20 protein-coding genes are annotated in these 23,881 nt (G+C 74.1%); 7 read left to right on the top strand and 13 right to left on the bottom strand.

What is annotated here, in order from left to right:
- Positions 1-310 precede the first annotated feature (310 nt).
- Both FOF52_RS03185 and FOF52_RS03180 read left to right on the top strand, forming a co-directional pair.
- Positions 311-1,153 carry a helix-turn-helix domain-containing protein gene (locus tag FOF52_RS03185; protein WP_282573842.1) on the top strand — a complete coding sequence of 281 codons (843 nt, stop codon included), beginning with the start codon at positions 311-313 and terminating at the stop codon, positions 1,151-1,153.
- A gap of 29 nt (positions 1,154-1,182) precedes the next feature.
- Positions 1,183-1,773, top strand: a complete 591-nt coding sequence (locus FOF52_RS03180; RefSeq protein WP_248592341.1) for a TetR/AcrR family transcriptional regulator — start codon at positions 1,183-1,185, stop codon at positions 1,771-1,773.
- Positions 1,774-1,897: 124 nt separating this feature from the next.
- Here FOF52_RS03180 and FOF52_RS03175 read toward each other — a convergent pair whose 3' ends face one another.
- The 3 genes from FOF52_RS03175 to FOF52_RS03165 all read right to left on the bottom strand — a co-directional run bounded on the left by FOF52_RS03175 (position 1,898) and on the right by FOF52_RS03165 (position 5,272).
- The gene (locus tag FOF52_RS03175) at positions 1,898-2,335 is read right to left on the bottom strand and encodes an ATP-binding protein (RefSeq protein ID WP_248592340.1); all 438 of its coding nucleotides are present in this window, start codon (positions 2,333-2,335) and stop codon (positions 1,898-1,900) included.
- Positions 2,336-3,300: 965 nt separating this feature from the next.
- Positions 3,301-3,735: a hypothetical protein gene (locus FOF52_RS03170; RefSeq protein WP_248592339.1), complete on the bottom strand. Its 435-nt coding sequence runs from the start codon at positions 3,733-3,735 to the stop codon at positions 3,301-3,303.
- Positions 3,736-3,796: 61 nt separating this feature from the next.
- Entirely contained in the window at positions 3,797-5,272 is a 1,476-nt protein-coding gene (locus FOF52_RS03165) for a helix-turn-helix domain-containing protein (protein ID WP_482258127.1), read from the bottom strand.
- A gap of 556 nt (positions 5,273-5,828) precedes the next feature.
- Between FOF52_RS03165 and FOF52_RS03155 the strand changes: the two genes are divergently transcribed.
- Positions 5,829-6,344: a helix-turn-helix domain-containing protein gene (locus tag FOF52_RS03155; protein ID WP_248592338.1), complete on the top strand. Its 516-nt coding sequence runs from the start codon at positions 5,829-5,831 to the stop codon at positions 6,342-6,344.
- Between the two features lie 183 nt (positions 6,345-6,527).
- Here FOF52_RS03155 and FOF52_RS03150 read toward each other — a convergent pair whose 3' ends face one another.
- The 3 genes from FOF52_RS03150 to FOF52_RS03145 form a co-directional block, all read right to left on the bottom strand.
- Positions 6,528-7,073 carry a hypothetical protein gene (locus tag FOF52_RS03150; RefSeq protein WP_248592337.1) on the bottom strand — a complete coding sequence of 182 codons (546 nt, stop codon included), beginning with the start codon at positions 7,071-7,073 and terminating at the stop codon, positions 6,528-6,530.
- Complete coding sequence (locus tag FOF52_RS22110; RefSeq protein ID WP_425265525.1) at positions 6,968-8,704, bottom strand: helix-turn-helix domain-containing protein; 1,737 nt, start codon at positions 8,702-8,704, stop codon at positions 6,968-6,970. The genes FOF52_RS03150 and FOF52_RS22110 overlap by 106 nt, the downstream gene beginning before the upstream one ends.
- Before the next feature lie 1,033 nt (positions 8,705-9,737).
- A complete protein-coding gene (locus FOF52_RS03145) occupies positions 9,738-10,304 on the bottom strand; it encodes a TetR/AcrR family transcriptional regulator (protein ID WP_248592336.1) in 567 nt (188 codons plus the stop codon).
- Between the two features lie 68 nt (positions 10,305-10,372).
- On the opposite strand from FOF52_RS03145, the gene FOF52_RS03140 reads away from it, so the two are divergent.
- Positions 10,373-11,881 carry an MFS transporter gene (locus FOF52_RS03140; protein ID WP_248592335.1) on the top strand — a complete coding sequence of 503 codons (1,509 nt, stop codon included), beginning with the start codon at positions 10,373-10,375 and terminating at the stop codon, positions 11,879-11,881.
- A 223-nt stretch (positions 11,882-12,104) separates the two neighbouring features.
- On the opposite strand, the gene FOF52_RS03135 is transcribed toward FOF52_RS03140, so the two are convergent.
- Positions 12,105-12,623, bottom strand: a complete 519-nt coding sequence (locus FOF52_RS03135; RefSeq protein WP_248592334.1) for a DUF6194 family protein — start codon at positions 12,621-12,623, stop codon at positions 12,105-12,107.
- A 278-nt stretch (positions 12,624-12,901) separates the two neighbouring features.
- On the opposite strand from FOF52_RS03135, the gene FOF52_RS03130 reads away from it, so the two are divergent.
- A complete protein-coding gene (locus tag FOF52_RS03130; protein ID WP_248592333.1) occupies positions 12,902-13,357 on the top strand; it encodes a hypothetical protein in 456 nt (151 codons plus the stop codon).
- 159 nt (positions 13,358-13,516) lie between these two features.
- Here the strand turns inward: FOF52_RS03130 and FOF52_RS03125 are convergent, their stop codons facing one another.
- Together FOF52_RS03125 and FOF52_RS03120 are read right to left on the bottom strand one after the other, a co-directional pair.
- The gene (locus FOF52_RS03125; RefSeq protein WP_248592332.1) at positions 13,517-14,161 is read right to left on the bottom strand and encodes a response regulator transcription factor; all 645 of its coding nucleotides are present in this window, start codon (positions 14,159-14,161) and stop codon (positions 13,517-13,519) included.
- Entirely contained in the window at positions 14,149-15,477 is a 1,329-nt protein-coding gene (locus tag FOF52_RS03120; RefSeq protein WP_248592331.1) for a sensor histidine kinase, read from the bottom strand. The genes FOF52_RS03125 and FOF52_RS03120 overlap by 13 nt, the downstream gene beginning before the upstream one ends.
- Before the next feature lie 253 nt (positions 15,478-15,730).
- Here FOF52_RS03120 and FOF52_RS03115 point away from each other — a divergent pair, with 253 nt between their 5' ends.
- Both FOF52_RS03115 and FOF52_RS21850 read left to right on the top strand, forming a co-directional pair.
- Positions 15,731-16,516: an ABC transporter ATP-binding protein gene (locus FOF52_RS03115; RefSeq protein WP_248592330.1), complete on the top strand. Its 786-nt coding sequence runs from the start codon at positions 15,731-15,733 to the stop codon at positions 16,514-16,516.
- Complete coding sequence (locus tag FOF52_RS21850; RefSeq protein WP_282573841.1) at positions 16,513-19,047, top strand: FtsX-like permease family protein; 2,535 nt, start codon at positions 16,513-16,515, stop codon at positions 19,045-19,047. Before FOF52_RS03115 ends, FOF52_RS21850 begins: the two co-directional genes overlap by 4 nt.
- Before the next feature lie 80 nt (positions 19,048-19,127).
- On the opposite strand, the gene FOF52_RS03105 is transcribed toward FOF52_RS21850, so the two are convergent.
- From FOF52_RS03105 to FOF52_RS03090, 4 genes are all read right to left on the bottom strand, one after another.
- Positions 19,128-20,102 (bottom strand): aldo/keto reductase, encoded by a 975-nt coding sequence (locus tag FOF52_RS03105; RefSeq protein WP_248592329.1) that lies wholly within the window; start codon positions 20,100-20,102, stop codon positions 19,128-19,130.
- Between the two features lie 120 nt (positions 20,103-20,222).
- Positions 20,223-21,149: an SDR family oxidoreductase gene (locus FOF52_RS03100; protein WP_248592328.1), complete on the bottom strand. Its 927-nt coding sequence runs from the start codon at positions 21,147-21,149 to the stop codon at positions 20,223-20,225.
- A 172-nt stretch (positions 21,150-21,321) separates the two neighbouring features.
- Positions 21,322-22,434, bottom strand: coding sequence for a winged helix DNA-binding domain-containing protein (locus FOF52_RS03095; RefSeq protein ID WP_248592327.1), 1,113 nt, complete (start codon positions 22,432-22,434; stop codon positions 21,322-21,324).
- 982 nt (positions 22,435-23,416) lie between these two features.
- Positions 23,417-23,839 carry a YciI family protein gene (locus tag FOF52_RS03090; RefSeq protein ID WP_248592326.1) on the bottom strand — a complete coding sequence of 141 codons (423 nt, stop codon included), beginning with the start codon at positions 23,837-23,839 and terminating at the stop codon, positions 23,417-23,419.
- Between the last annotated feature and the right edge of the window lie 42 nt (positions 23,840-23,881).

Raw genomic sequence — 23,881 nt, 5'->3', positions numbered from 1 at the left:
GAAGGTCGCGGGGGCACCGCCGGTCCCGCGCACGGGACGCGGGGCGCGCCGCACGCGCCGGACCGCAGCCTGGTTCACGGATCACCACCTGGATGACAGATTCGGGGTCGGCTTCCCGGCTCAACGCTGTCGTCCCGAATCGGGAAAGCACCGGGGAGGCCGGCGCCGGGAGGAAACGGGTTCTTCCGTCCTCCTCCGCTGTTCAGCGTCTCCGAACCGATGGTCGCCTTCCACCCGTTTGACTAAAGTGGAGCAACAAGTCCGACACGGTGGTTAACTGTGCCGAATTAGTGCAGAATCGGGGAAAGGTGTGCAGAAAGACGGGGGGCGCTGGGTCCGGATCGGGGGGAAGATCCGAGAACACCGCCAACACGCTGGGCTTTCCCAGGAGGGGTTGGCGAGGCTGGTGGCCCTCTCGCCGACCATGCTCAGCGCGATGGAGCGTGGTGTACGCGGCATCAAAAGGGACCATGTGGAACGTATCGACACCGCGCTCGGCACAGCCGGTTCACTGACCGAATTATGGGACCGGTCCCAGACCACCGGTCCGCCGACGTGGTACGAGAAGGTGGCCGACATCGAACGGGCCGCCTCGGAGATCTGGGTCTACCACCCTCTTGCAGTCCCGGAACTGCTGCAGACCGAGGAGTACGCCCAGCACCTCTTCCGGGTCGGCCGCCCCCGGGCCACTCCCGCCGAGATCGAGGACCTGGTGCGCGGTCGGACGAGCCGCCAGGCGGTCCTCGACCAGGAGCGTCCGCCCCGACTGGTCGTGGTCCTGGACGAAGGAGTGCTGCGCCGTCCCACCGGGGGGCGCGAGGTGATGCGGCGGCAGCTCGGACACCTGTTGGCCGAAAGCGCCAAACCGTCCGTGTCCCTCCAGGTGGTGCCCTACGACAGCGACCACCATCCGGGGCTGTCCAACGGCTTCACCCTGTTCGCGGTCCCGCGGAGGAGTCCCGTCCTGTACGTGGAGGCCCGGCACTTCGCCAAGCCCACGGAGGAGGCGGAGGCGGTGGAGGACTACGTCCAACTGTTTTCCGACCTGCGGGGCGCGGCCCTGCCCCTGGGGGCGTCCCGCAGGCTGGTCGCACAACTCCACCGGGAGCTCTGCGGGGGAGCGCGGCCCGGCCTGCCCCCGCTCCGCTTTTAACGCGACAAAAGTAGCATTAGGCTAGCCCCATGCCTCCTTCCGGGATCCGGAGACGACCCGGCGGCCGGAGCGCACGGGTCCGCGCCACCGTCCTCGCCGCCGTGGACGCCCTGCTCGCCGAGGTCGGTGACGAGGGGCTGACCCTCGACGCGGTCGCCGAACGCTCCGGCGTCCACCGCACCACGCTCTACCGCAGGTGGGGCAGCGTGCCGATGCTCCTGGTCGACCTGCTCGACGCGGGCACCGAGGACGACTGGCGGGCGCCGGACACCGGTTCGCTGGAGGGTGACCTGGTCGCGATCAACCGGGAGGTCCACGCCGCGCTGACCGCCGAACCGTCGGTGACCGCCGCGGTGGTCGCGGCCTCCTTCCGCTCCCCCGAGGCCGGGGAGGCGCTGCGCCGGTTCTGGGAGGACCGCTACGAGCGGTGTGCGGCGGTGGTCCACCGGGCCGTGGAGCGCGGCGAGGTCCCTCCCGGCACCGATCCGCGGAGGCTGCTGGTCGCGGCGACCGGACCGCTCTACCACCAGCGGATCCTGCTGGGCGGGCCGCTCACCCGCGAGGAGGCCGACGCCCACGCCCGCGCCGCCCGCGCCGCGGCGGCCTCCGGCCTGCTGTGACCCCGGCCGCGGCCCTTCCGCGAACGCCGTGGCCCCGAAGGACTCCCCGCTGCTCGTGCCCTCCCGGGAACGGGACCGCTCCCGGGAGGGCCCGGTCACGGCGCCCGCCCCCGGTCCGCACGGATCAGGCGCGCACCGGGTACGGGCGGTCCGGCCAGCGGAGGACGAAGTAGACGCCCTCGGCCGGGGTGGCCAGGCCGCCCCACCTGGTGGCCAGCAGGTCGACGAGGAACAGGCCGCGGCCGGTCGCGCGGCAGGGGTCGCCGGCGTGGGGGAGCACGTGCGGCGCGGTGTGGGGCGTACGGGGTTCCCGGGTGCGGACCTCGGCGCGGATCTCGCTGCGGTCCACCTCGACGCGGACCTCGTAGGAGCCGCCGGGGTCTCCGGAGCGGGTGTGGCGCACGGCGTTGGTGGCGAGTTCGGAGGTGATCAGTTCGGCCCGCTCGACCAGCTCGTCGGGGACGGTGCTCCCCGGAGTGCTCCGCAGGCACTCGACCACGAACGCGCGGGCGGCGGCCACGCTGTCGGGAATCCCCGGAAGAACCGTGGAGGACACGCTCATCCTCCCGCTCCCGCGCGCCGGGCGGACCGAGGGCGGGGCTCCCGGAGGCGCGCACGGGGTGTTCGCCACGACTCGGACAGGTGACAGACAGCCTCAACCATCAGGTCCTCATCCTGCGCTCTCGGTCGGGGGGCGCGGTGCCGGTCCACATGGTGCGCGTACCGGAAACCCCACCCCTGTTCTCGGTGGTGCGGGGCCCGGTCCGGCGTGCCGCTCCGCGGGCGGGGCCGTTCGGCCGGAACCGCACCACTCGTCCCAGCAGGGGTGACCGTCACGCTACGCGTGATCGCCCTCACAGGAAAGCGAAGGACCCACCTTTTCCGACACTTCATGACGAAAGCCAGGAAAGTGACTATTTCGCCCCGTGCCGTACGGTTGGCCGGCCGACGCCCCGCCGGCTCGCTTCCGCGGGGCTCCCGTCGAAGCGGACGGGGCCGACCTCCCGGGGGACGAGCGTCGCCGTTGAGTGCGCCGACCACAGGCGCGATGCCCGCCGGTCTCCGCCCGCGCCCCGGCCGGTGCCGCCGGTGGGCGGTCGGTCCCGTCCTGCTGCCAGCCCCGACCGCCCGGCGGCCACGGGGCGCCGTCGGCCCGAGCGGACCCCCGCGTCCCCGGTCGGGGCCGCGACTCGACGTGCGCAGGCTCTGACGGCGGAAGCGGGAGCCGCGTTCGACGTCGTCCCCGGAGGCGGCCCGGCGTCCACTGTTTCATCCCGTCGGCGCCCTCCTCCAACGGAATCCGACAGCGGTGCGGTCCCGGGCCTGCGCCCGCGGCCCGCGGGCGGGCCGCGGGCGGGCGGCCCCGAGCCGCATTCCCTGTCGGAACGCAGAGCAGGATGGTGACGCGGGGGCGGCCGCCCGCGCGACGGCCGCCCCGGTCCGCGTCTCAGAACTGTCGGTTTCGAGGACTTGACTTTTCGCCCGAAACCGGCTCTCCAGCGTGTGGGAACGCTCCCGAAAAGACGGTCACTCCCGACGGGCCCCCTCCGGCCAGATGACGTCGACCGGCACTCCCCTGGCCCGCGCGGCCGCGACCGCGTCGGCGGTCCCGCCCTTCCCCGCGGCGGGCCGGCCGTCCCAGACCGCGAACAGCCGGTCGACACTGCCGATGACCGCCTCGTTGGCGTCCTCGTAGGCCTGGCGGCCCGCGCTCAGGTGCGACATGTAGCGCACCCACGAGGAGCGGACCAGCAGCCGGTCGAACCGCTCCCGGTTGTCCGGCTTCACCTTGGTCTCCCGGTAGTCCGCGGACGGCAGCACCACCTCCAACCGCCCCCCGGCGTCCAGCACCGCCTCGGCGAAGAGCTGGTCGGCGCCGCGTGCCAGGCAGGAGACCCCCACCAGGTCGGAATCCGCGTACGGCGCGAGCGCGTCGGCCAGCGCCCGGCGCACCGGGTCCATGCTGTCAGCGGTCAGATTGGAATGCCCGGTAATCCCAATTCGCACTCCTGAAGCCCTTTCATCACGTTTGACTCTTGGCCAGGAGCGTACGGGACAGTTCCGCGCGCAGTTCCGCCACCACCGGTTCCCGGTGGAACGGCGCGGCCTCCCGGTGCCAGTCGTGCAGGCGCCGCCGGACCCGGCCCGAGCCCAGTCCGCCCGCGACGGCCACGGCGTCGCGGACGGCCCTGGCGGCCTCCACCGGTTCACCCAGCAGCAGGTAGGTGCGTCCCAGGCCGATGAGGTCGAACGCCTGGTTGCGGCGCTGCTCGGCCGGCCGCAGCCGCAGGGCCCTGGTGATGTGGTGGACCGCCTCCTCCGCGTTCTTCCGTTTCGCCGCCGGGTCCTCCTGCCCCTGGGCGAGGTCCCGGTAACGGGCCCCCACCACCCCGGACAGCTCCGCGTGGTCGATCGTCCTCGCCCACTCCGGCAGCGACTCCGACGTGTCGCCGTCGAGCAGCTCCTCGGCCTGCGCGACGGTCCTCCGGTAGGCCTGGACGCGTCCCATCCGCGCGTACGCCCACCCCTCCCGGGTGTACAGCATCGACATCATCGGTGCGGGGGCCCTGCGGGCCCGGGCGCCGTCCAGCGCCAGCCGGGAGATCTCCAGCGCGTCCTGGGGCCGGTGCAGGTCGAGCATCTGCCGGGCCATGTCCGCGAGCACGCCCACCCCGTACAGCTCGTATCCGGGCCCCGCCTGGTGGGCGGCCCGCAGGGACAGCGTGTAGTACTTCTGCGCGTTGGGGTGGTCGCCCTCGTCGTAGGACATCGACGCCACGATCCGCGACAGTTCGGCCATCGCCAGGAACAGCCGGGGCTGCACCGCCGCGGGCTGCATGCCCCCGGCCAGCTCCGCCACCTCCGACAGCTGGGCCACCACCGCCTTGCGGCCGATGCCCAGCCGCCACCGGTCGTCCCAGCGCCGCAGGACGGCCACCCCGGCCTCGATCCGCTCCAGGTCCGACTCCCCGAGCGCGCCGCGACGCGGCGCGCTCGGGGGCCGGGCCGGGACGAGCCAGTTCTCCAACGTCTCGGTCAGCGCCGTTCCGACGACCAGCGCACCGCCCGCCGCCAGCGCGTTTCTGCGTTTCATCAGATCATTCACCGTGGTCTCAGCGATGTCGCGGATCGTTCCCGATACCGGCCACAGGTCACGGGAAGACCCTGGAGGAGAATGGTCGGCGCCGGTGGACGACCCCGTCGTTTTTCCGCCACTGTCTGACTTTGTGTCGGAATCCCCAGCGGCCGCAGTGACCAAACGCAGGGCACGGCTGAGAACTCCCCCTGTTTCGAGCACTTCGTCGAAGTGCCGCGCCAGATCAGGCGGGCAGGAACGCTCGGCGGCCTCGATCCGTCCGACCAGGCTCGTGCTGACCCACACGCGCTGGGCGAGTTCCCGCTGGGTCAGTTTCCGGTGTTCACGCCAGTACCGAAGTTCCGCGCCGAACCAGTCGGCGGGCGACCGTTCGGGCCGCAGCGGCTTCGGGGGTCGGGGCACCGCTTCCTCCTCTGCGGTTCAGGACGGCGGGACACGATGTCGGATTCAGCATCTCCTTTTACCGGGTAGCGGTCTACTGATTGGTAAGGATTATTCATGATCGGACTGGGTTATGCGGGTTTCAGGGGGCGCCTCCTCTCCCCTCTCCCAGCGGAACCGCTTCCACCAGCGACGACATCGATCTCCTGTGTCAAGGCTCACCTTCCGGCGGTCCCCGGAACCACCCGCACCGTTTCCCCGCTGACCTGCGCTTCTGCGGAAAGGGACGGAATTTCCGCTTCCGGATTCCCCGTCCCCGGTTTTCGCGGCACGCGGTCAAAGCGGCGGAGGCGGGAAGTCCGGTGGACGGCCGAGGCCGGCGGCGGCCTGCCCCGGTCGGAGCGTTCGGCGCTGCGGTGGCCCCCGACGCGGCCCGGGAATTCCGGTGTTTCCGACCGTTGGCGGTGTCCGTTTCCGGGGCTCGACCCCGCGGGGTCCGATACCGCTCAATAGGTGGGGCAGCGGCACCCGAGAACAGCGCTGCCCTCTCCCCGAGAACTGCACAGGAAGAGGAACCATGCGCGGCGGCAGGCCACCCGAAACCTCCACCGGGAACTGCATCCAGGCCCTCCTCGCCACGGGGCGGACCGCGATGACGGGGCACGGGCAGACCACTGTTTCTCCCCTCCCGCCGGCGCCCCGCCCCGGCGACGGGCACGGCACCGCCGCGCGGTGGGAGATCGGCTCGGGGCTTCCCCACCGCTGCCCCCCGAAAACCCGCGGCTACGTGGGACGGCGCCGCCGGAACCGCCCCCCGGTCACCGAACTCCACCGGGTACGGGTCCACGATCCGGGCAGGCTGCTGCCCGTCGACCTGCCCCGGCCCGCGGCGGTGGTCTACGCGTCCTGTCTGCGCGCGGGTCCTGCCGGGGCGCGGGTGGTGGACCTCGCGGTCGACGCGGGCCTGCCGCTGGGAACGACCGCGGTGCTGGTGGGACTGCTGCGGGAGGCTGCTCTGGTGGTCGACGTGCCTCCCGCCCGCGTCGACCGGGCCCTGCTGGAGCGGGTGCTGGTGGGACTGCGCAGCCTGTGAGCGGCGGCCGCCCGGGCCTCGGCGTACGGCGGCGCGGCCCGCCGACCGGGCCCGTGGGACCGTGGCGTCCCGGGGGCCCGGTCGGCGGCACAACAGGAACGGTGACCGCCTCGCCCGGGGCGTGAAGGCCCCGGCCGGCCGGACCGCCGCGGTTCTCGGCCGGGAGTGCGGCGGGGCCAGAGGTCACCCCCAGTCCACGGCCGGATACAACCCGAACCCGTACCTCGACGGCACCCGCAGGTCCCAGTACAGGACGGTGAAGACACCCACGGTGATGAAGGCCACCGCCGTCACGGTCGCGAGCCGCGCCGGTTTGGCGGTCAACCAGTTGACGAAACGGCCCCGGCTCCCGTGCACGAGGACGGGGAACAGCACGGCGACGACGGTGATGTTGCCCAGCGACTGCAGGACGAAGACCCCCGCACCGTACAGCGGGTTGGCGGTTTCGACCGCGTACTCGAACATCGCCCGGAACAGGGGGAACGGCCGTCCGATCAGGAATCCGCCGATCAGGGCGCCGATCACCACGGACCGGGCGTTGGGGAACCGGGCGGGCAGGGCGCGCAGCGGGCCGGGGACCAGGCGCAGCGCGGCCAGGCCGAGGTAGCTGAAGGCCAGACCGATCACCCCGAAGACGATCGAGGCCTGCAGCAGCCGCACCGGCACCCCCGAGGCGAGCGTCGCCTCCGACAGTTGGGGGAGCCGGTCCCCGACCAGTACGCCGACCACGCCGTATCCGGCGGAGACGACGACCGCGCCGAGGCACAGCCAGCCGATCGGCCGCAGCGAGGCCGCGATCCCGGACGCGGGGACAGTCTCCCCCTGCCGTCGGCGAGGCCCGTGGTGTGCGTCATGGGTGCGATCGCACCGAACACCGCGATGTTGCAGGCCGTGAACGCCCCGGCCAGTCCCGTGACGAAGGCGAAGACCGTGCCCGCCACGAGCCCGCTGATCGGCGTCTCCTTGGCGTCGTACCCCAGCAGCGTGTTGGCGACGTTGTCGCCGATGACGCGGTCGACGAGTTCGAAGGACCACAGCGAGGCGGCCAGCGCCCCGGCCAGGACGCTGAGGACGACCACGACCCACCGCCGCCGCGGCAGGTCCGGCGGGCGGCTTCGGGGGGGGAGGAGGCGGCGGTGTCGGAACCGGTCTGGGGCATCGGATCCCCCTCCTGTCCTGCTCGGTCTGTGCGGTCCCCGCGTCGCACCGGGGGGTGTCGTTGCTTCGTCGGGTGTCTTCACGCCGCCTTCCGGCGGGCGGTCCACGGGACCGGTGCTGTCCGCGGACAGCACCGGTCCCGTGGTCAAGGACGGTGCGGCGGTGGGTCCTCCGCTTCGGGGGTGCCGGGCGGTCCGGGCCGTGCCGTGCTCTGCGTCGGGGACACCGTTGTCCCCGCGCTCCGGCGGGTCGTGCACCGCCGGACCGGTACGCCTGGGGGCACCCCGCCGGGGCCCGCTGCTCTCCGTCACCTGCTGAGCGCTCTCAGCATGGGCCGCCGGGGGCACGTCGTCTTCTCTGTTCGTGCTTGATGCGGGAGTCGGTTCGGTTCCGGCAGGAGGCGGGCAGGACCGTTCTTCGCCGGTGGGGCGGGCTGACTCGCGGCGGAACACGCCGCCCCCGCGCGTCGGGGCTCCGGAAGCGACCGGGGTCGCGCGGGAGTCCCCCGGCGGCACGGAGGTGCGGCCGGGCCGGATCAGGCCGCCGTGCTCCCCTCGGTCGCGCAGGACCGCGGCGACGGGATCCGCGCGCTCAGGGTGATGGCGATCGGCGGGTCGAGCGGTGTCAGGTCGCGCAACCGCGGTGACCCGGGTGGCGTGTCCCGGGGTGACCTCCACCCGCCTTCGAAAACTTCCGAGGAGGCGGGGGTGCGGGCCGGTTCCGGCCCGGCAGGCCACCACGATGACCGTCCACCGGCCCGCGGGGACGTTCTGGATGGCCATCTCGGCGGCGTCGGCTCCGCTTCCGGCACGGTAGGCGACGGGGGCACGCTGCGGAATGGGATCGGTGAAGAGTCCGGCCAGGACATGCACGCGTCCCGCCGAACGCGGCAGTTCGATCGCGCAGTCGACGGCTCCGGCGCCCAGCCTCCTCACCCCCTCGGCGGTCCTCGCCCGCCGGATCAGGTCGAGGGCCGGGAGACGCTGGAACTCCGGGGAGATCGCGAGCATCGCCCTGCGGACCTCGGGGTGGCGGTAGTGTGTCGGCGACATCCCGACGGCTCGGGTGAACTTGCTGGTGAATGTGCCCACGCTGGTGTAGCCGACTCGGCCGACGCTGTTGGAGACCGTCAGGGAGGTCGTCAGCAGCAGCCGTTTCGCCTCGAAGAACCGGACCCCGGACAGGTACTGGCCGGGGGTCACCCGGCCTCACTGGAGAAGACGCGCGAGAAGTGGTAGGGGCTACGAAGGCTTCCGCCGCAAGGCCGCTCAGGGTGAGCGGCTCGGAGTATCTGCTGCGGATGGAAGACACGGCTTGCCGGATGACTTCTCTCACTATCACTCCAGTCGAATCACGGCGCACAGCAGGAGTCACACCAGAGGAAACGCCGGTCCGACCGGAAGCGTCTTCGGGGGCTGGATCTCCGAAGAGCGGAGTGGCATTCTTTTCCCGCCCCTTTCAAAGAAGTGAAGAGAACCAAACTTTTCCGGCCGCCCCGACACCCCCGCAACGCGGGCGCAGACACCGTCTCCGGTAAATACCGGGATTCGTCGATCCGCAAAATAAAAGAAGCGCAGGAAAGAGCTTTCTATACCCGCTTTCCATCGAAGTCGACCAGTTCCCACCTCCACAGGAATCTCTCCTGATCAGGAATGAATGACCAGGTCAGATGACAGGTTCGAACGGGAGGCCTCCGGCCCTGAAACCGGTCCAGCGCCTGCTCGAAGGGAGATTTCCGCTGCTCAGAGAACAGAAAGGCAGGCCGGTCGTCCGGGCACCAGGACCGCACGAATAGCTCACTGAACGGCAGCCGGAGCCGCGCCCCCTCACGGCAGTTGGTTCGGAGCCGAAACGCCCGTCGAACGGTTTCGAACGAAATGGAACACGTTCACTGCCTGCCGGTTTCCGGTCACGGCCGCGGACGGCGCTCGCACGAGACCCCCGAGGCCCCGAAGAGCCCGGTGGCCGGCCCCGGGCCGCGGGGGCGGGCCGGCCGTGCCGCCGGGGCGTCGAGCCGCTCCCGGGGAGGCCGACGCGGAGCGGGCGGGGGCCGGGGCGGCTCTCGGTCGTCCGAGAGGCCAGGGGTCCTTCAGGACACTTCCTGCCCTCCTGCGGAGGGGGCCCGGGATGTCGGTCGCCTGCCCGGCGGGCCGGACGCGCAGTGCGGTGCGGTGACCGCCGAGCGGTCGGGCACTCCCCGGCCTCCCGGCCGGGCCGGGGTCGGGCGAGGAGCGCTCATCCGCCCGCGAGCGTCCGCACGGCCCGCGCGGCCTGCGCGGCGGTCGGCAGCGCCTCCGGGGCGAGGAGCCCCTGCAGGATGTAGCCGACGATCAGGGAGTACACCAGCGACCCCAGCCCCCGGGCGGTGTCGTCGTCGACCTCCTCGGGGGACACGCCCAGGATCATGGCCGCCAGTCCCTCCCGCGCCTGCTCGAACGCCCCCACGAGGAACCGGCGGACCTCCTCGACGAACTGGGCCTGCTCATAGGCCTGCACGGTCGCCACCAGCAGCGGCCGTTCCCGCGGGATCGCCGCGAAGAGCTCGTCGAGGAAGACCTCCAGCCTGCGGGAGTGGGTCTCCGCCCGGGCCGCCCGCACCGCGGCCTCGATCGTGTCGCCCCACTCGCTCGTCGCCTCAAGGACCGCCGTGTTCATGAGGTTGTCCTTGGAGCCGAAGTGGTAGCCGATGGACGCCAGGTGCGCGCCCGAGGCGGCGGCGATGTCGCGCGCCGTGGTGCGGCTGTACCCCTTCTCGACGAGGCACTTCTTGGCTCCGGCCAGCAGGTCCTCTCGTTGTCCCATGGCGGCAGCCTAGCATTTGTACGGACGTACGTCTTGTACATGGATTTGTACGGACGTACGATCAAAACATGGCTTCTTCTCTCTCACCCCGAGCGTCGGCCCGCACCTGGTGCGGGCTGGCCGTGCTGCTCCTGCCCGCCCTGCTGGTCTCGATGGACCTGTCGGTCCTGTTCGTGGCCGGACCGGCCATCACCGAGACGCTCGCCCCCACCGCGACGCAGTGGCTGTGGATGATGGACGTCTACGGCTTCGTCCTGGCGGGCCTGCTCATCACGATGGGCAGCCTCGGCGACCGGATCGGCCGCAGGAGACTGCTGCTGGCCGGAGCGGCGCTGTTCGGCGCGGCCTCGGCCGTGGTCGCCTTCGCCTCCTCTCCCGAGACGTTCATCCTCGCCCGGGCCCTGCTGGGGCTCGGCGGCGCCACCCTCGCCCCGTCGACGCTGTCCCTCATTCGCGGGATGTTCACCGACCCGCGGCAGCGGAGCACCGCGGTGGGCGCCTGGACCGCCGCGTTCAGCGGCGGAGCGGTCGTCGGCCCCGTCCTCGGCGGCCTGCTGCTGGAGCACTTCTGGTGGGGGACGGTCTTCCTGGTCAACGTCCCCGTCATGCTCCTGCTGCTGGCGACGGCCCCGCTTCTGGTCCCCGAGGCCGAAAAGGCCGCGCCCACCCCGTTCGACCTCGTGGGCGCGCTCTCCTCACTGACGGCGGTCCTCGCCCTGGTGTTCACGATGAAGCACCTGGCCGGGCACGGCCCGGACCCGGTCGCCGCCGCTGCCGCAGCCGTCGGCGCCGCGGCGGCCGCGGTGTTCCTGCGGCGGCAGCGACGCGCCGCGCATCCGCTCGTCGACGTCGACCTGTTCCGCGTCCCGGCCTTCAGCGCCTCCGTCTGCGCCAACACCGCCGTGGCCCTGGCCGCCTCGGGCCTGGGCGTGCTCGCGTTCACCTTCCTGCAGACCGTCCACGGCCTGAGTCCGCTGCACGCGGCGCTGTGGGCCCTGCCGACCTTCGCCGGAACCCTGGCGGGTGTCGCGGCGGCGACCACCCTGGCCTCCCGGCTCACCCCGGCGGTCCTGGTCTTCGGCGGGCTCCTCGTCACGGCCTGCGGGTTCGGCGTCGTCGCCGTGGCGCCGCCGGAGACCGGACCGTGGGGGTTCATCGGCGGCTACACCGTCCTCACGCTCGGCGTCGGCGTAACCGCCACCGTGACCAACTCCCTCATCCTCACCGCCGCGCCTCCCGAACGCGCCGGGACCGCCGCCGGGATCTCCGAGACCAGCAGCGAACTCGGCGCCGCCCTGGGCATCGCCGTCCTGGGGACGGTCGCGCACACGGTCTACCGCTCCGTCATGACCGCACACGCCCCCGAGGGCACGGACCCCGCCGCGGTCGAGACGGTCTCGGGAGCCGTCGCCGCGGCCGGACCGGACCCCGCGGGCGCCGCGGCCGAACTCCTGGGCACGGCCCTGTCCGCCTACACCGACGGCGTCACCGCGGCGGCCCTCACCGGCGCGGTGCTGCTCACGGCGGTGGCGGTACCGGTCTCCCTCGCCGTGCGCGGCCTGCCCCGACCGGGCTGAGGGGCCGCCGCCACGCCCCCGAGGCACCGTCCTTCGCGGAGACCGCGTTCCACGACACGTCCCCCCGCCTCGGTGCTCCACGGCCTCCTCGACGGCGCCGCCACCCGGCTCAGCGGCGTCCACCCCGGACTGACCCGCCGAGCCGGCGACGCCGGGAGCAGGCGGGCCCGGCGGGCCCGGCGGGCCCGGCGCCGGGCCGTGGAGGAGCAGCGGCACGCGGCGGTCACCGTGGTGCCGCTGCCTGCGGTCCGCCGGGGTGCTCCCCGGAGTCCGGGCGGCGTGCCCGGCGCCGCCCGGCCGCGCGGGCGTGGGCCGCGCGCAGCAGGGAGCGCGCCAGCTCGCCGGTGGCCTCCCCCGGGTTGAGGATGCGGATCCAGCCCTGGGCGGCGTACACCGGGTGCGGCAGGATCCGGTCGGCCGCCGTGTAGTCGATGCGGGCGTGGTGCTCGGCGTGCGCCGCGGGCGGGTAGCCGAGGCACTGGTGGAACCCGGTGCGGCCCACGTCGATGTTGAGCGCGAACACCCCGGGCCGGTTCAGGGCGGAGGCGGTGTCGAAGCCGTCGTAGTCGCTGACGACGAGGGTCGCGAAGGGGAAGCGCTGGTCCGCCTCCTCCCCGTCGGGGGCGTGGAAGAAGAAGGAGTCGCCCCACGCGGCCTCGGGGGCTCCGCCGGCCTCGTCAGCGGTCATGACGACGGTCTCGGGCAGGCCGGAGACGAAGCGGATGACGTCGTCGGCGTCCATCGGGATTCCTTTCGCAGGAGAAGGGGTCCACGGTGCTCTGCCTTCGATGTTCTCATTGGACTGCTTTCGAGGCTTTCTCCGTGATCAGCGGCATCGTCCGAGGAGAACGTCCCCTGACCCTCAAACGGGGCGGAATCCCGGTCGGGAGGTGCGGCGCGCCGTCCCGTCCGCCGCGGACGCCGCCGCCACCGGCGACGGGACGCGGCCGCGGCGACGGACCGCGGGCGGCCTGTCACTCGGAGTGTTTGACGGCGCGGCGGGCAGGCTAGTCGCCGGGCATGGACGACACGGAAAACGCGGTCGGGCCACCGCGCACCCCAGCAGCCTCCCGGTCCCGGACGACGGTTCCCGGCCGGTGCTTCGCCGCCGTGTGGCTTCTGCTGTCCCGGATGTGGTTCGTCGTGTTCTGCGCGGCGGTCACCGCGCTGTGGGCGTGGTCGTTCCTCCTGGCCGACGGCGTCGACACCGGGTGGCCGGTGCTCGGTTCGGTCGTCGCGACCGTCTCGGTGCTGCCGGGAGCGCTGCTGCTGTTCCTCCAGATCCGTTCCCAGCGGGAGGCCCGCAGAGGTCCCGCCGCGGTCCCCGTCAGCCTGACCGACCTCCTCACCGACCCGGACCGGCGGGCCGCCGCGTGGGAGGGCTGCTCCGGGGAGCTGCGGGCCCTCCTGTGCAGGATCCGGGAGGCCGCGCCCCCGCCGCTGCGCCTCGACCGGGCCGGCCGCGGACGGGGGTGAGGAGCCCGCACCCGGTCCCGGGGCTCGGCCGTCCCCGTCGCGTGCGCCGCGGCGGCGCACCGCCTCCCCGCCGTTTCCACCGGACCGGCACCGACAGGGCCTTGGGCTCGGGGCGTGCGCTCGACGTGCCGGTGTTCCCCGCTTCGACCGCCGCCCCGCTCAGGCGCCCAGGTAGGTGAGCACCGCCAGGACGCGGCGGTTGTCCTCCGGCGCCACCGGCAGTCCGAGCTTGGCGAAGATCCCGCTGACGTGCTTGGCCACCGCGGCCTCGGTGATCACCAGCGCCCTGGCGATGGCCGCGTTGGAGCGGCCCTGCGCCATCAGGCCCAGCACCTCCCGTTCCCGCGGACTCAGCCGGTCCAGCGCCGACCGGTTGCGGTGGCGGCCCAGCAGCCGCCGCACCACCTCACGGTCGACCGCCGTCCCCCCGGCGGCCACCCGTTCCAGGGTGCGGAGGAACTCGGCGACGTCGCCGACCCGGTCCTTGAGCAGGTAGCCGACCCCCGCCGTGGCGCTCTCCAGCAGTTCCGCGGCGGTCGCCCGCATGACGTACTGGGACAGGACCAGGATGGCCACCCCGGGATGGGTCCGGGTCAGCCGCACCGCCGCACGCAGCCCGTCGTCCTCGTGGCCCGGCGGCATGCGCACGTCGGTGACCACGACGTCCGGCTCGTGCTCGGCCACGGCCGCCAGCAGTCCCGGAGCGTCGCCGACCGTCGCCACGACCTCGTGGCCCCCCAGGGCGACCAGCTGCGCCAGGCCCTCGCGCAGCAGGGCCGAGTCCTCGGCGATCACGACACGCACGGAATCCTCACCTCCACCGTCGTGGGGCCTCCTCGGGGGCTGTGCAGCACGACCGTGCCGCCGTGGACCGCCACCCGGTCCGCCAGTCCCGTCAGCCCTGTTCCCCGCCGGGGATCGGCGCCGCCCACACCGTCGTCGGTCACGGTGATCACCAGGAGCCTCCTCCTCGTCCCGGTGACGCGCAGGCACAGCCGTACCCGGTCGGCCCGTGCGTGCCGGACCGCGTTGGCGACGAGCTCGGCGACGCAGAAGTAGGCGGTGGACTCCACCGGCTCGGGCAGCCGTCCGACCGTGTCGGCGTCGACGGCCACCTCCACCGGGCAGGAGTCGGCCAGTTCCTCCACGGCCGCGGCGAGCCCCCGTTCGGTCAGGGCCGCGGGATGGATGCCGCGGACGAGGTCGCGCAGCTCCTCCAGGGTCTCCTGCGCCTCCCGGTGCGCCCGCTCGACCAGGGTGCGGGCCGCTTCCGGATCGTCGTCGAACCGGGCCAGCGCCATGCCCAACCGCATGACGAGGGCGGTGAGGCGCTGCTGGGCGCCGTCGTGCAGGTTCCGTTCGATGCTGCGCCGCTCGGCGGTGAAGGCGTCCACGATCCGGGCGCGCGACCGGATCACCTCGCCGAGCCTCCGGTCGAGCTCCTCCCCGCGGTCGGCGGTGAGCAGCAGCCGCGCCACCCTCGCGTGCCCCGCCGCCAGCACCGTCACGAGGTAGGCGGCCACCGGCAGCGCGAGCAGTCCGAGGAGTACGCTGCCGGCGTCGCCGAGGCCCGGGAGCAGCCGCCCCCCGGCGAGTCCGGCCAGGTCGCCCGCCGGCACGAGGCCGGCGGCCCGCAGGACGGGCGCGGCCAGGAGCGTGAGCGGAATCCCCGCCGCGACGACCGCGGCCACCCACTCGACCAGGCCGAACACCGTCAGCAGCAGGCCGTAGGAGAGCTCCAGCCACGTCGCCGCCTCCCGCAGCCGCAGCCTCGCCCAGCCGAACGGCCCCCCAGAGCCCGCCGGCTCGTGGGGGGTGTCCGCGGGCCGCCGTTCCAGCAGCCGCAGCCTGCGCCGCTCCACCGCGCCCAGGGGTATCCCCGCGACCGCCAGCAGCGGCCAGCACAGCGACAGCCAGAGCACGGCCAGGGGGAGGGACGTCACCAGGTAGAGCAGGCCGCGCCACGGCCACGAGGTGGCCAGCACCCCCAGCGGCGCCCGCGCGGCGGCCTGCCAGAAGGTCGCGTCCGCCGTGCGGCGCTCCCGCCCCGCCGTGGGACGGGGTCGGTCGGGCGTCCCCGTCCCGCTGTCTTGCGCGCCCGTCGCGGCAGGCCCACGCACCCGCCCTCCCCGTTCGTCCTCCGCCGCTTCCGGCGTCCCGCTGCTCTCCGACCGCATTCAAGCACGGGGCCGGTAGGCGGCACAGGAGGAGAAGTTCGACCGTCGACGGTCGAACTTCTTCGACCCGGTTCCTCCCACCACCGCCAGTGACGGGGCCGCTCCGTCCCGCTTGACTGGGCGGCGCGGTCGTCGTGCGGCGCGCAGCACGGCCGCGTTCCCCCTGTTTCACCAGCTGAGGAAGACGGAGCAGCGCATGGAGCGGACCACGACCGGAGCCGGCCGCGACCGGCCGGACCGGGCACGCCGCGACAGGTCCACGCCGGTGTGGACGGTCGCTCTGACCAAGACCCACGGGAAGGGCCCCGCCGCCGTCCGCGCCCTGGACGGAGTGACCGCGTCCTTCGAACGGGGCGCCCTCACCGCGGTCATGGGGCCGTCCGGTTCCGGCAAGAGCACCCTGCTGCACTGCCTGGCGGGGCTGGAGCGCCCCGACTCGGGGGAGGTCGTCGTGGCGGGCCGCGACATCACCCGGCTGTCCGAACGGGAGCTGACCCGGCTGCGCTCGGAGCTGCTCGGGTTCGTGTTCCAGTCGTTCAACCTGCTGCCCACCCTGACCGTGGCGGAGAACATCACCATCGGCCAGCGCCTGTCCGGCCGTCCCGTGGACCCCTCGTGGCGGGACGAGCTCATCGCCTCCCTGGGGCTGGTCGAGCGGGTGCGGCACCGGCCGTCCGAGCTCTCGGGCGGCCAGCAGCAGCGGGTCGCGGTCGCCCGCGCCCTGGTCCACCGGCCGGCGGTGGTCCTCGCCGACGAACCCACCGGCAACCTCGACTCCCGGTCCGGGGAGCGGGTGCTGGACGCCCTGCGCCAGGCGGTGACCCGCCACGGGCAGAGCGTCGTCATGGTCACGCACGACCCGGTGGCGGCCGGGTACGCCGACCGGGTGCTGTTCCTGCGTGACGGGCGGCTCGCCGGCGAGCTCGCCTCCCCCGCCCCCGCCGCCGTCCTGGAGCGGCTCCGGCAGTTGGAGCAGCCGTGATCACGCTGGTCGTCCGCAGTGTCGCGGCACGGATGCGTGTCCTGCTGCTGTCCCTGCTGGCGGTGGCGCTGGGCGGCGGGTTGACCACCGCCGCGTTCGCGTTGCAGGACTCCGCGGACCGTCTGTCCGCCGCGGGCGGGACCGCGTCCTGGCGGTTGGCGGCGGCCCCCGTCGTGGTGACGGGACGGGTGCCCGCGGAAGGCACCGCGCTCGCCGCCACCCCCTCGGGGGAGCCGGTCCGGCTGCCCCCCGCGACCGTGGCGGAGATCGCGGCCCTGCCCGGGGTCGGCCGCGTCGAGACCGAGGCCCCCTTCCCCGCCTACGTGCTCGCGGACGGCCGCCCGCTCGGAGGCATGGCGGACCGCTCCTGGGGCCACTCCTGGGCCCTGGCCGACGCCGAACCGGCCGCACCGGTCACCGGGCGCGGCCCCCGGCATCCCGGGGAGGTCGCGGTCGACGAACGGACCGCGGCCGAGGCCGGTCTGGCCGTGGGGGACCGGGCACGGGTGCTGACCCCCGAGGGGGTGGTGCAGGCGCGGGTCAGCGGGACGGTCGCGAGCCGGACCGCGGAGCGGTCGGTGTTCTTCCCGCCCGGCACGGCCGAGAGGCTCGGCGGGGATCCGGTGGCCGCCCTGGTCTGGCCCTCCCCCGGCACCGACCCGCTCACGGTCGCCGAGGCCGTCCGCGAGGCCGCGCCGCAGACCCGGGTCCTCACCGGCGCGGCCCGTTCCGACGCGCTCCTCCTGGACCGCACGGAACGGGAGCTGACCCTGGGCATGGGCCGTTTCCTGGGCACGATGGCCGGACTGGCGCTGGCGGTCGCGGCGGTCATGGTGGCGAGCCTGGCGGCGTTGACGGTGCGGGACCGCCTCCGGGAGTTCGCGCTGCTGCGCCTGGCGGGGGCGACTCCGGGCCGGATCCGCCGCCTCGTGCTCGGCGAGGCGCTCGTGCTGGGAGGCCTCGCGGTCCCGCTCGCCTGCGGGGTCGGGGTGCTGCTCGTCGAGGGGCTGGTCCGGCTCTTCGACCACCGGGGGGTGCTCCCCCACGGGTTCGAACCGGTCGTCGGCTGGCCGTCGCTGGCCGCCGGCGCGGCCGTGTCCGTGGCGGTCCCCCTCGTCGCCTCCTGGCGTCCGGCGCGGACCGCGGGCCGCACCCCTCCGGTGGAGGCGCTGCGCGCGGCCGAGATCGACCCCGCTCCGCTTCCCCGTCTCCGGACGGCCGCGGGCGTGGGGGCGGCGTGCGCGGGAGCCGGTCTGCTGGCGGCCGCCGTGGTCGCAGCCGGCACCCAGGGCGCGGTCGTCGCGGCGCTCTTCGGGGCGGCCGTGCTCGTGCTCGGCGCCGTGCTGCTCGCCCCGCTGCTGGTGCGGGGAGCGCTGCCGCTCCTCCTCCGGGCGGGCGGGCGCGGGCCGGTGGCGCTCCTGGTGCTGCGGGACCTGCGGGCGGATCCGCGGCGCGCGGCCGGGACGCTCGTCCCGCTGCTGGTCACGACCGCGGTGGCGGTTCTGCTGCTGTTCCAGGGGCCCACCACGGACCGTGCCCTGCTCCACATCCACGGGGAACGGATCGCGGCCCAGGCGGTGGTCTCCGGGGCGACCGGGGTCGGTCTGCCCGACCGGGTCGTGCGGACCGCCGAACGGGTTCCCGGGGTCGCCGCCGCGGGAGGGTTCCGGCAGACGGCCACCGCCGCGGTCGGCCCGGGCGGCCCCGGCCCCTCCCTGTCCACCTACCTCGTGGACCCGGCGGCGGTGCCGCACGTCTACCGGCTCGGCCCGGTGGAGGGCTCCTGGGAGGACTTCGGCGCGGGCACGGTCGCCCTGCACGCGGACGTCGCCCGGGAGCACGGGTGGGCGGTCGGCGACACCGCGACCCTGCTGGGCCCCGACGGGGTCCGCCTGGAGGCGCGGGTCGCGGTCGTCTACCGGGCGGGACTCGACTTCCCCAGGGTGCTGCTCCCCCGGGAGTCGCTTGCTCCGCGCATGCTGGACAGCATGGCCGGCGCCGTCTACGTCGCCTTCGCCTCCGACGCCGACCCGGCACAGACCCTGCGCGCCCTGGAGCGGGCGCTCGACGCCGGCCCCGCGACGCTGGTCACCGACCGCGCCGCGTACCTGCACCAGCAGGGACAGCTCGGTGCGGAGGACGACTGGATCCTGCACCTGATGGTGGCGCTGGTCGCGGGCTACGCCGGGATCAGCGCGGTCCACTCCCTCCTCGTCTCCGTCAGGGGGCGCGGCCGCCGGTTCGCGCTGCTGCGTCTCGTGGGCGCCTCCCCCCGGCAGGTCGTCGGCGTGGTCGCGGCCGAGGCGCTGCTAGTCTGCCTCACCGCGCTCCTGGTGGGCAGCGGCGTGGCGTTCCTGGGGCTCGCCGCCATGAGCGCCGCCCTGACCGGGGGGACCGTCGTGCTCGCGGTGGCTGCGGACCAGTACGCGGCGGTGGTGACCGTCGTCACGGCGGTCGGCCTGGCCGCGAGCACGGTCCCCGCCGCCGTGGCGCTGCGCTCCCGTCCCCTGCACGCGGCGCGGCGGTCCTGACCGTCCGGGCCTCCGCTGCCGGGCTCACGGCCGGGGGACGTCCGCCGGGGCGGTTCCCCGGCGCCTGCTCCGCGAGGAGGTCAGGCGACGGTCTCGGGGGTGGCGCCCCCGACCGGCACCGCGTCGGCGGCGATCCGGTCGACCGCGGCGAGGTCCTCGGCGCTGAGGCGGGCCTCCGCCGCGGCGAGGCAGCGGTCGATGGTGTGGAGGCTGTGCACCCCCACGACCGCCGCGTGCACGCCGGGCTGCGCCAGCACCCACGCGATCGCCAGTTGGCCGACCGTGAGGCCGCCGGCGCCCGCCAGGTCCGCCAACCGGTCGACGAGCGCGAGGTTGCGGCGCAGCGCCTCACCGTGGAACGCCGGGGAGTGCGCCCGCCAGTCGCCGGGCGCGAACACGGTGTCCGCGGTGAGGCGGCCGGTGAGCAGCCCGCCGGCCAGCGGGCTGTGGACCAGCGTCCCGATGCCGTGTTCGCGGGCGTAGGGCAGGAGCTCCTCCTCGATGCCGCGGCGGAACAGGTGGTACGGCGACTGCGCGGTGTCGACCGGACGGACCGCGTCGAGGGCGGCCAGCTCCTCGGCGCCGTAGTCGGCCACGCCGACGTAGCGGACCTTGCCCTCGTCGACCAGCTCCTGCAGGACCTCGGCGACCGCCTCGGCCGGGGTCGCCGGGTCGGGCCAGTGCACCTGGTAGAGGTCGAGGTGGTCGACGCCGAGGGCGCGCAGGGCGCCCTCGGCGTCCTGGCGCAGCCAGGTGGGCCGGGAGTCGCGCGGGCGGCCGGGGTTGGCGGTGAGCCCGCCCTTGGCGGCGATCACCAGGCCGTCCCGGTCGCGGCGGAGTTCGTCGCGCAGCGCCGCGCCCAGCACCCGCTCCGCGTATCCGGCGCCGTAGACCTGCGCGGTGTCGAAGAGGTTCACGCCGAGTTCGCGGGCGCGGTGGACGGCGCGCACCGCGTCGCGTTCGTCGAAGACCCCCCGGTCCGTACCGAACTGCCCGGTCCCGAAGGCGATCCGGGAGACCTCCAGACCTGTCCTGCCCAGAAGGGTGTAGCGCATGTCTCCATGACAGCCCACCCTCGGTCATCGGTCGGCAAGGCGCGCCACCACCCACCTCACAGAAAGGACAAAAAGGGGGCAACCGGGCATGGGGTGCGGGGGCCGGCCGGGACCGGTTCCTCAGCGGTATCCGGTCGGGTCGGCGGGTTTCCCGGCGTCCTGGACCTCGACGAGGTAGCGCCAGGAGTCGGGGCGGCTGCCGTCCAGGTCGGTGAAGCCGTAGACCTGCGCGAGCTGCCCGCTGGACAGGGAGGCCCCGTTCCAGCGGGCGACGTCGGGGTCGGCGGCCAGGGCGGCGACCGCGCGTCCGACGTAGCGCGGGGTCTCGGAGATGCAGAAGTGCGGTTCCCGCTCCAGCGCGTCCCGCCAGTTCTCCTCGGTGACCCCGTAGATGTCCAGCATGAGCTCGGAGCGCAGCCACCCGGGGGTGAGCGCCACCGAGGTGGCGCCGCGCGGCCCCACCTCGCGGGACAGGGCGAAGGCCATGCGCAGCACGGCCGTCTTGACCAGGTCGTAGAAGAACGAGCTGCGGTAGTGGGCGCCGTTGTACTCGGCGGTGCCGTCGGTCACCTCCACCACCAGTCCGCCGGGGCGGCGCAGCAGCAGCGGCAGGGCGTGGTGGCTGGTGATGGCGTGGGTGTCCACGCCCAGCCGCAGCATCCGCAGCCCGTTGTCCAGGTTGTGCTCCCACACGGGAGCGTCCCACTCGAAGAGCAGTTCGCCGCCCCAGATGTCGTTGACCAGGACGTCGAGCCGCCCCTGCTCCTCGTCGATGCGCCGCACCAGGGCGCGGACCTGGTCGGACACCAGGTGGTCGGTGGGCACCGCGATGCCCCGGCCGCCCGCGGCGGTGACCAGGTCCGCGGTGTCCTCGATGGTCTCGGGCCGGTTGTACTCCGAGCGTCGTGCGCGGGTGCTGCGCCCGGTCACGTAGACGGTGGCCCCGGCCGCGCCGAGTTCCACCGCGATCCCCCGGCCCGCGCCCCGGGTGGCCCCCGCCACCAGGGCGACCTTCCCCCGAAGCGCCGGTGTCCTGTCTGCGTCCATGCCGCGTCCCCTTTCCGGGTGCCCGTTCCGTACGGTCGCCCGCGATACTGCCTCCGGTCCCTGACATCTCCTGTCAGGTTTCCCGGAAGAGGCCGTCCGCGTCCGGAGCGCCTCGTCCCGGACGCTCCGCGCCGACGCGCGGCGTCGCCGGCCCGGCCGCCGGCGGTCGGGGCTAGGCCGTCCTGACGCGCAGTCCGTCGCGCCCGCTGATCCGAGCGAGGTGCGCGGCCTCGGCCGCCAGCTCCTCTTCCGGCGGCGGTTCGGCGCCGGGGAACAGCGAGACGACCACCTCGTCGTCGGCGAGTTCCCAGACCCCGCGGATGCGGCCGCCCACGACGACGACCGGGGAGATCCACCCGGCTCGCCGGCTCACCCTGCTCCGGTGTTCGGCGGGCAGGATCCAGGTGTCCTTGGTGCCGGGGCCGAGGACGTACTGGTCGAACGCGCCGAGCAGGCGCACCGACCGGCTCGGTGTGCCGTCGGCCAGTTCGTCGGCGTGCTCGGCCAGCAGGTAGGCGGACCGGCCGTCCGCCTCGACCCGGGTCAGGTGCTCCCCCATGTCCTCGAACCATCGGCGCAGGAGCGTCTTGCGCAGGCTGTTGCGGGTCAGCCACGCGTCGAACGCCTCCGGGGTCGCCGGGCCGTGGGCGCCCAGGTAGGCGGCGATCACGACCGGCGCGGCCGCGTCCGGTTCGGGCAGTCCCCTCCAGTGGGGGACCAGGTCGGCGGGCCGGGCGAAGACGGTCCTGCTGCCCTGGCCCGGCGCGTGGCACAGCACCCCCTGCCACGCCAGCGGTTTGAGCAGCGCTCCCCACCCGGACCGCAGCTGTTCCGCCATGCCGTGGAACCTGCGGTCGGCGAGGAGTTCGGCGACCAGCTCCTCCCGGGTGAGCGCGCGGCCGTCCAGGATCTCGGTGACCGCGTCGGCGAGTGCGGCCACGTCCTGCGGTGTCGCGCCGAAGTGCCGCTGCCACACGGGCTTGGTCCAGGTGCGCGCCGCGGCGATCAGCGACAGGTAGGCGGGGGCTTCGGCGGAGCGGAGCAGGTGCAGGGTGCCGCGCATCGCCCAGATCCGCAGCAGCGAGCCGTCGGCGAGCCCCCGCCCGATCCCCGCTGTCGCGGGGGTGCGCTGCCTGGCCCCCACGGCTGTCTCCGCGGCGGAGGCGACCTGCGCCTGTACGCCGCACAGCCGGCCGATGACCTCGGCGGCCGCCGCGTCGCCGCGCGGGTCGACGAACTGCCTCCGCAACCGCCAGGCGAGGACCTGGTCCCGGGTGACCTTCACGTCGTCATCCCCCTTGGACGGGATCGGGGTTCGCGTGTTCTGTGGGCGGCTCACCCTACAACCGCGCTCTGACACTCCGGGGGAGCCGTGCCCGGCCGGACGGGCCCGGCCCGTCCGGCCCTCCGGAGGGGACCCGCGCCGTGGGGACGGCGGTGGGGCCGTGGCGGGAGGGGCGGCCGACGGGCTCTCGGCCGCGGTGTCGGCCCGTGCGTGTGACGCGGGGGCCCGGCGTGCGCGTCCGGACGGGGTCGGCCGGTCAGGACGCAGGAGACGTCGAGGCTCGATCAGCCTGGGGGCGGGCCCCACCGGGCAGCACGGAGGCTCCCGGGGACTCCGGAAGCTCCTCGGCGCCGGCACCCCGGACCGGTTCCGGTGGCGGGCGACCGGCGCCGGACCGGGGCGGAGGAGCCCGTACAGGCCGTCAGCGCGCCCCTCGTTCCGCTCCACCCGGTACTGCTCGACCAGTTCGGAGTAGAACTCCCGGAGGGTCATGGGGTCGTCGTGTCCGTCGATCAGAGTGTCCCCGTCGAAGCCGGAGATCCCCCAGGGGACCCTGCAGGGCCCCCGGTGCTCGGGATCGGGGCGCAGCAGCAGCGCGATACGTTCCACCACCTGCTCCACCTGGGTGCGGGTGGCGTAGACACCGACCCTGGTCTCGTGGGCGTCACGCTGCTCCGGTGGGCGCTCCTCACTCACCGCCCCTTCCAGCCGCGCCGTGTCGGCGCCTGCGGTGCTCCTTCCCGTGCCGACCGCCGCGGGCCCGGTGTCGGCCTCTTCCCGACCGCGGGTGTGTCCCCGGCCTCCTCTGTTCTCCTTCGGGCTCGGTGGCCCTCCACCGCAGCACGGAAACCCCCGGGAGGCCACCGAGTGGTCCGACCGGCGGTCCGCGGCCCGCCGCCGACCACGGGCTGCGGGGTGGTTCAGGAGGTGACCGGGCCCGGGTCCGTGGCCGACGTCGGTTGTCCGGAGACCGCCGTCCCGGTCACCGGGGGCTGAGTTCCTGGCGCCACCCGGCTTCCTTCTTGATGTACTCGTTGTCGGCGTAGTCGGCGAAGTCCTCCATCTCGTTGACCCGCCGCACCTCCAGCTTGGTGCCGGGGCCCAGCGGGGCGCGCTTCGCCCACTCCACGGCCTCCTCCCGGCTGGCAGCCTGGATGATCCAGAAGCCGTTGAACAGCTCGTGGGTCTCGCCGTAGGGCCCGTCGGTGACCAGGGGCTCCTCGGCGTCGAAGTCGACGACGGCCCCCTCGGCCGCGTCGGCCAGGCCCTCCCCGGCCAGCAGCACGCCCGCCTTGACCATCGCCTCGTTGTAGGCGCCCATCTCGTTGATGACCTCTTCGAAGTCCCGCTCCTTGGACGCCTGCACGGCCTCGTCGGTGGCGCGCATGATGAGCATGTACTTCATCGTCTCTCCCGGTGTCGGGGGAACCGCTGTCCGTGTCCCTCT

Origin of the sequence: Thermobifida alba (genome assembly GCF_023208015.1) — a bacterium.
GTDB lineage: Bacteria > Actinomycetota > Actinomycetes > Streptosporangiales > Streptosporangiaceae > Thermobifida > Thermobifida alba.
Note: the sequence above shows the minus strand (reverse complement) of the source record. Positions and strands in the feature narration are given on the sequence as shown.

Coding starts and splice junctions, on each gene's coding strand:
- FOF52_RS03170 (WP_248592339.1), bottom strand. CDS start 3,735: ATGGACCCGGTGCGCCGGGCGCTGGCCGACGCGCTCGCGCCGTACGCG.
- FOF52_RS03100 (WP_248592328.1), bottom strand. CDS start 21,149: ATGGACGCAGACAGGACACCGGCGCTTCGGGGGAAGGTCGCCCTGGTG.
- FOF52_RS03135 (WP_248592334.1), bottom strand. CDS start 12,623: ATGGACGCCGACGACGTCATCCGCTTCGTCTCCGGCCTGCCCGAGACC.
- FOF52_RS03145 (WP_248592336.1), bottom strand. CDS start 10,304: ATGGGACAACGAGAGGACCTGCTGGCCGGAGCCAAGAAGTGCCTCGTC.
- FOF52_RS03175 (WP_248592340.1), bottom strand. CDS start 2,335: ATGAGCGTGTCCTCCACGGTTCTTCCGGGGATTCCCGACAGCGTGGCC.
- FOF52_RS03105 (WP_248592329.1), bottom strand. CDS start 20,102: ATGCGCTACACCCTTCTGGGCAGGACAGGTCTGGAGGTCTCCCGGATC.
- FOF52_RS03180 (WP_248592341.1), top strand. CDS start 1,183: ATGCCTCCTTCCGGGATCCGGAGACGACCCGGCGGCCGGAGCGCACGG.
- FOF52_RS03130 (WP_248592333.1), top strand. CDS start 12,902: ATGGACGACACGGAAAACGCGGTCGGGCCACCGCGCACCCCAGCAGCC.
- FOF52_RS03090 (WP_248592326.1), bottom strand. CDS start 23,839: ATGAAGTACATGCTCATCATGCGCGCCACCGACGAGGCCGTGCAGGCG.
- FOF52_RS03155 (WP_248592338.1), top strand. CDS start 5,829: ATGCGCGGCGGCAGGCCACCCGAAACCTCCACCGGGAACTGCATCCAG.
- FOF52_RS03115 (WP_248592330.1), top strand. CDS start 15,731: ATGGAGCGGACCACGACCGGAGCCGGCCGCGACCGGCCGGACCGGGCA.
- FOF52_RS03140 (WP_248592335.1), top strand. CDS start 10,373: ATGGCTTCTTCTCTCTCACCCCGAGCGTCGGCCCGCACCTGGTGCGGG.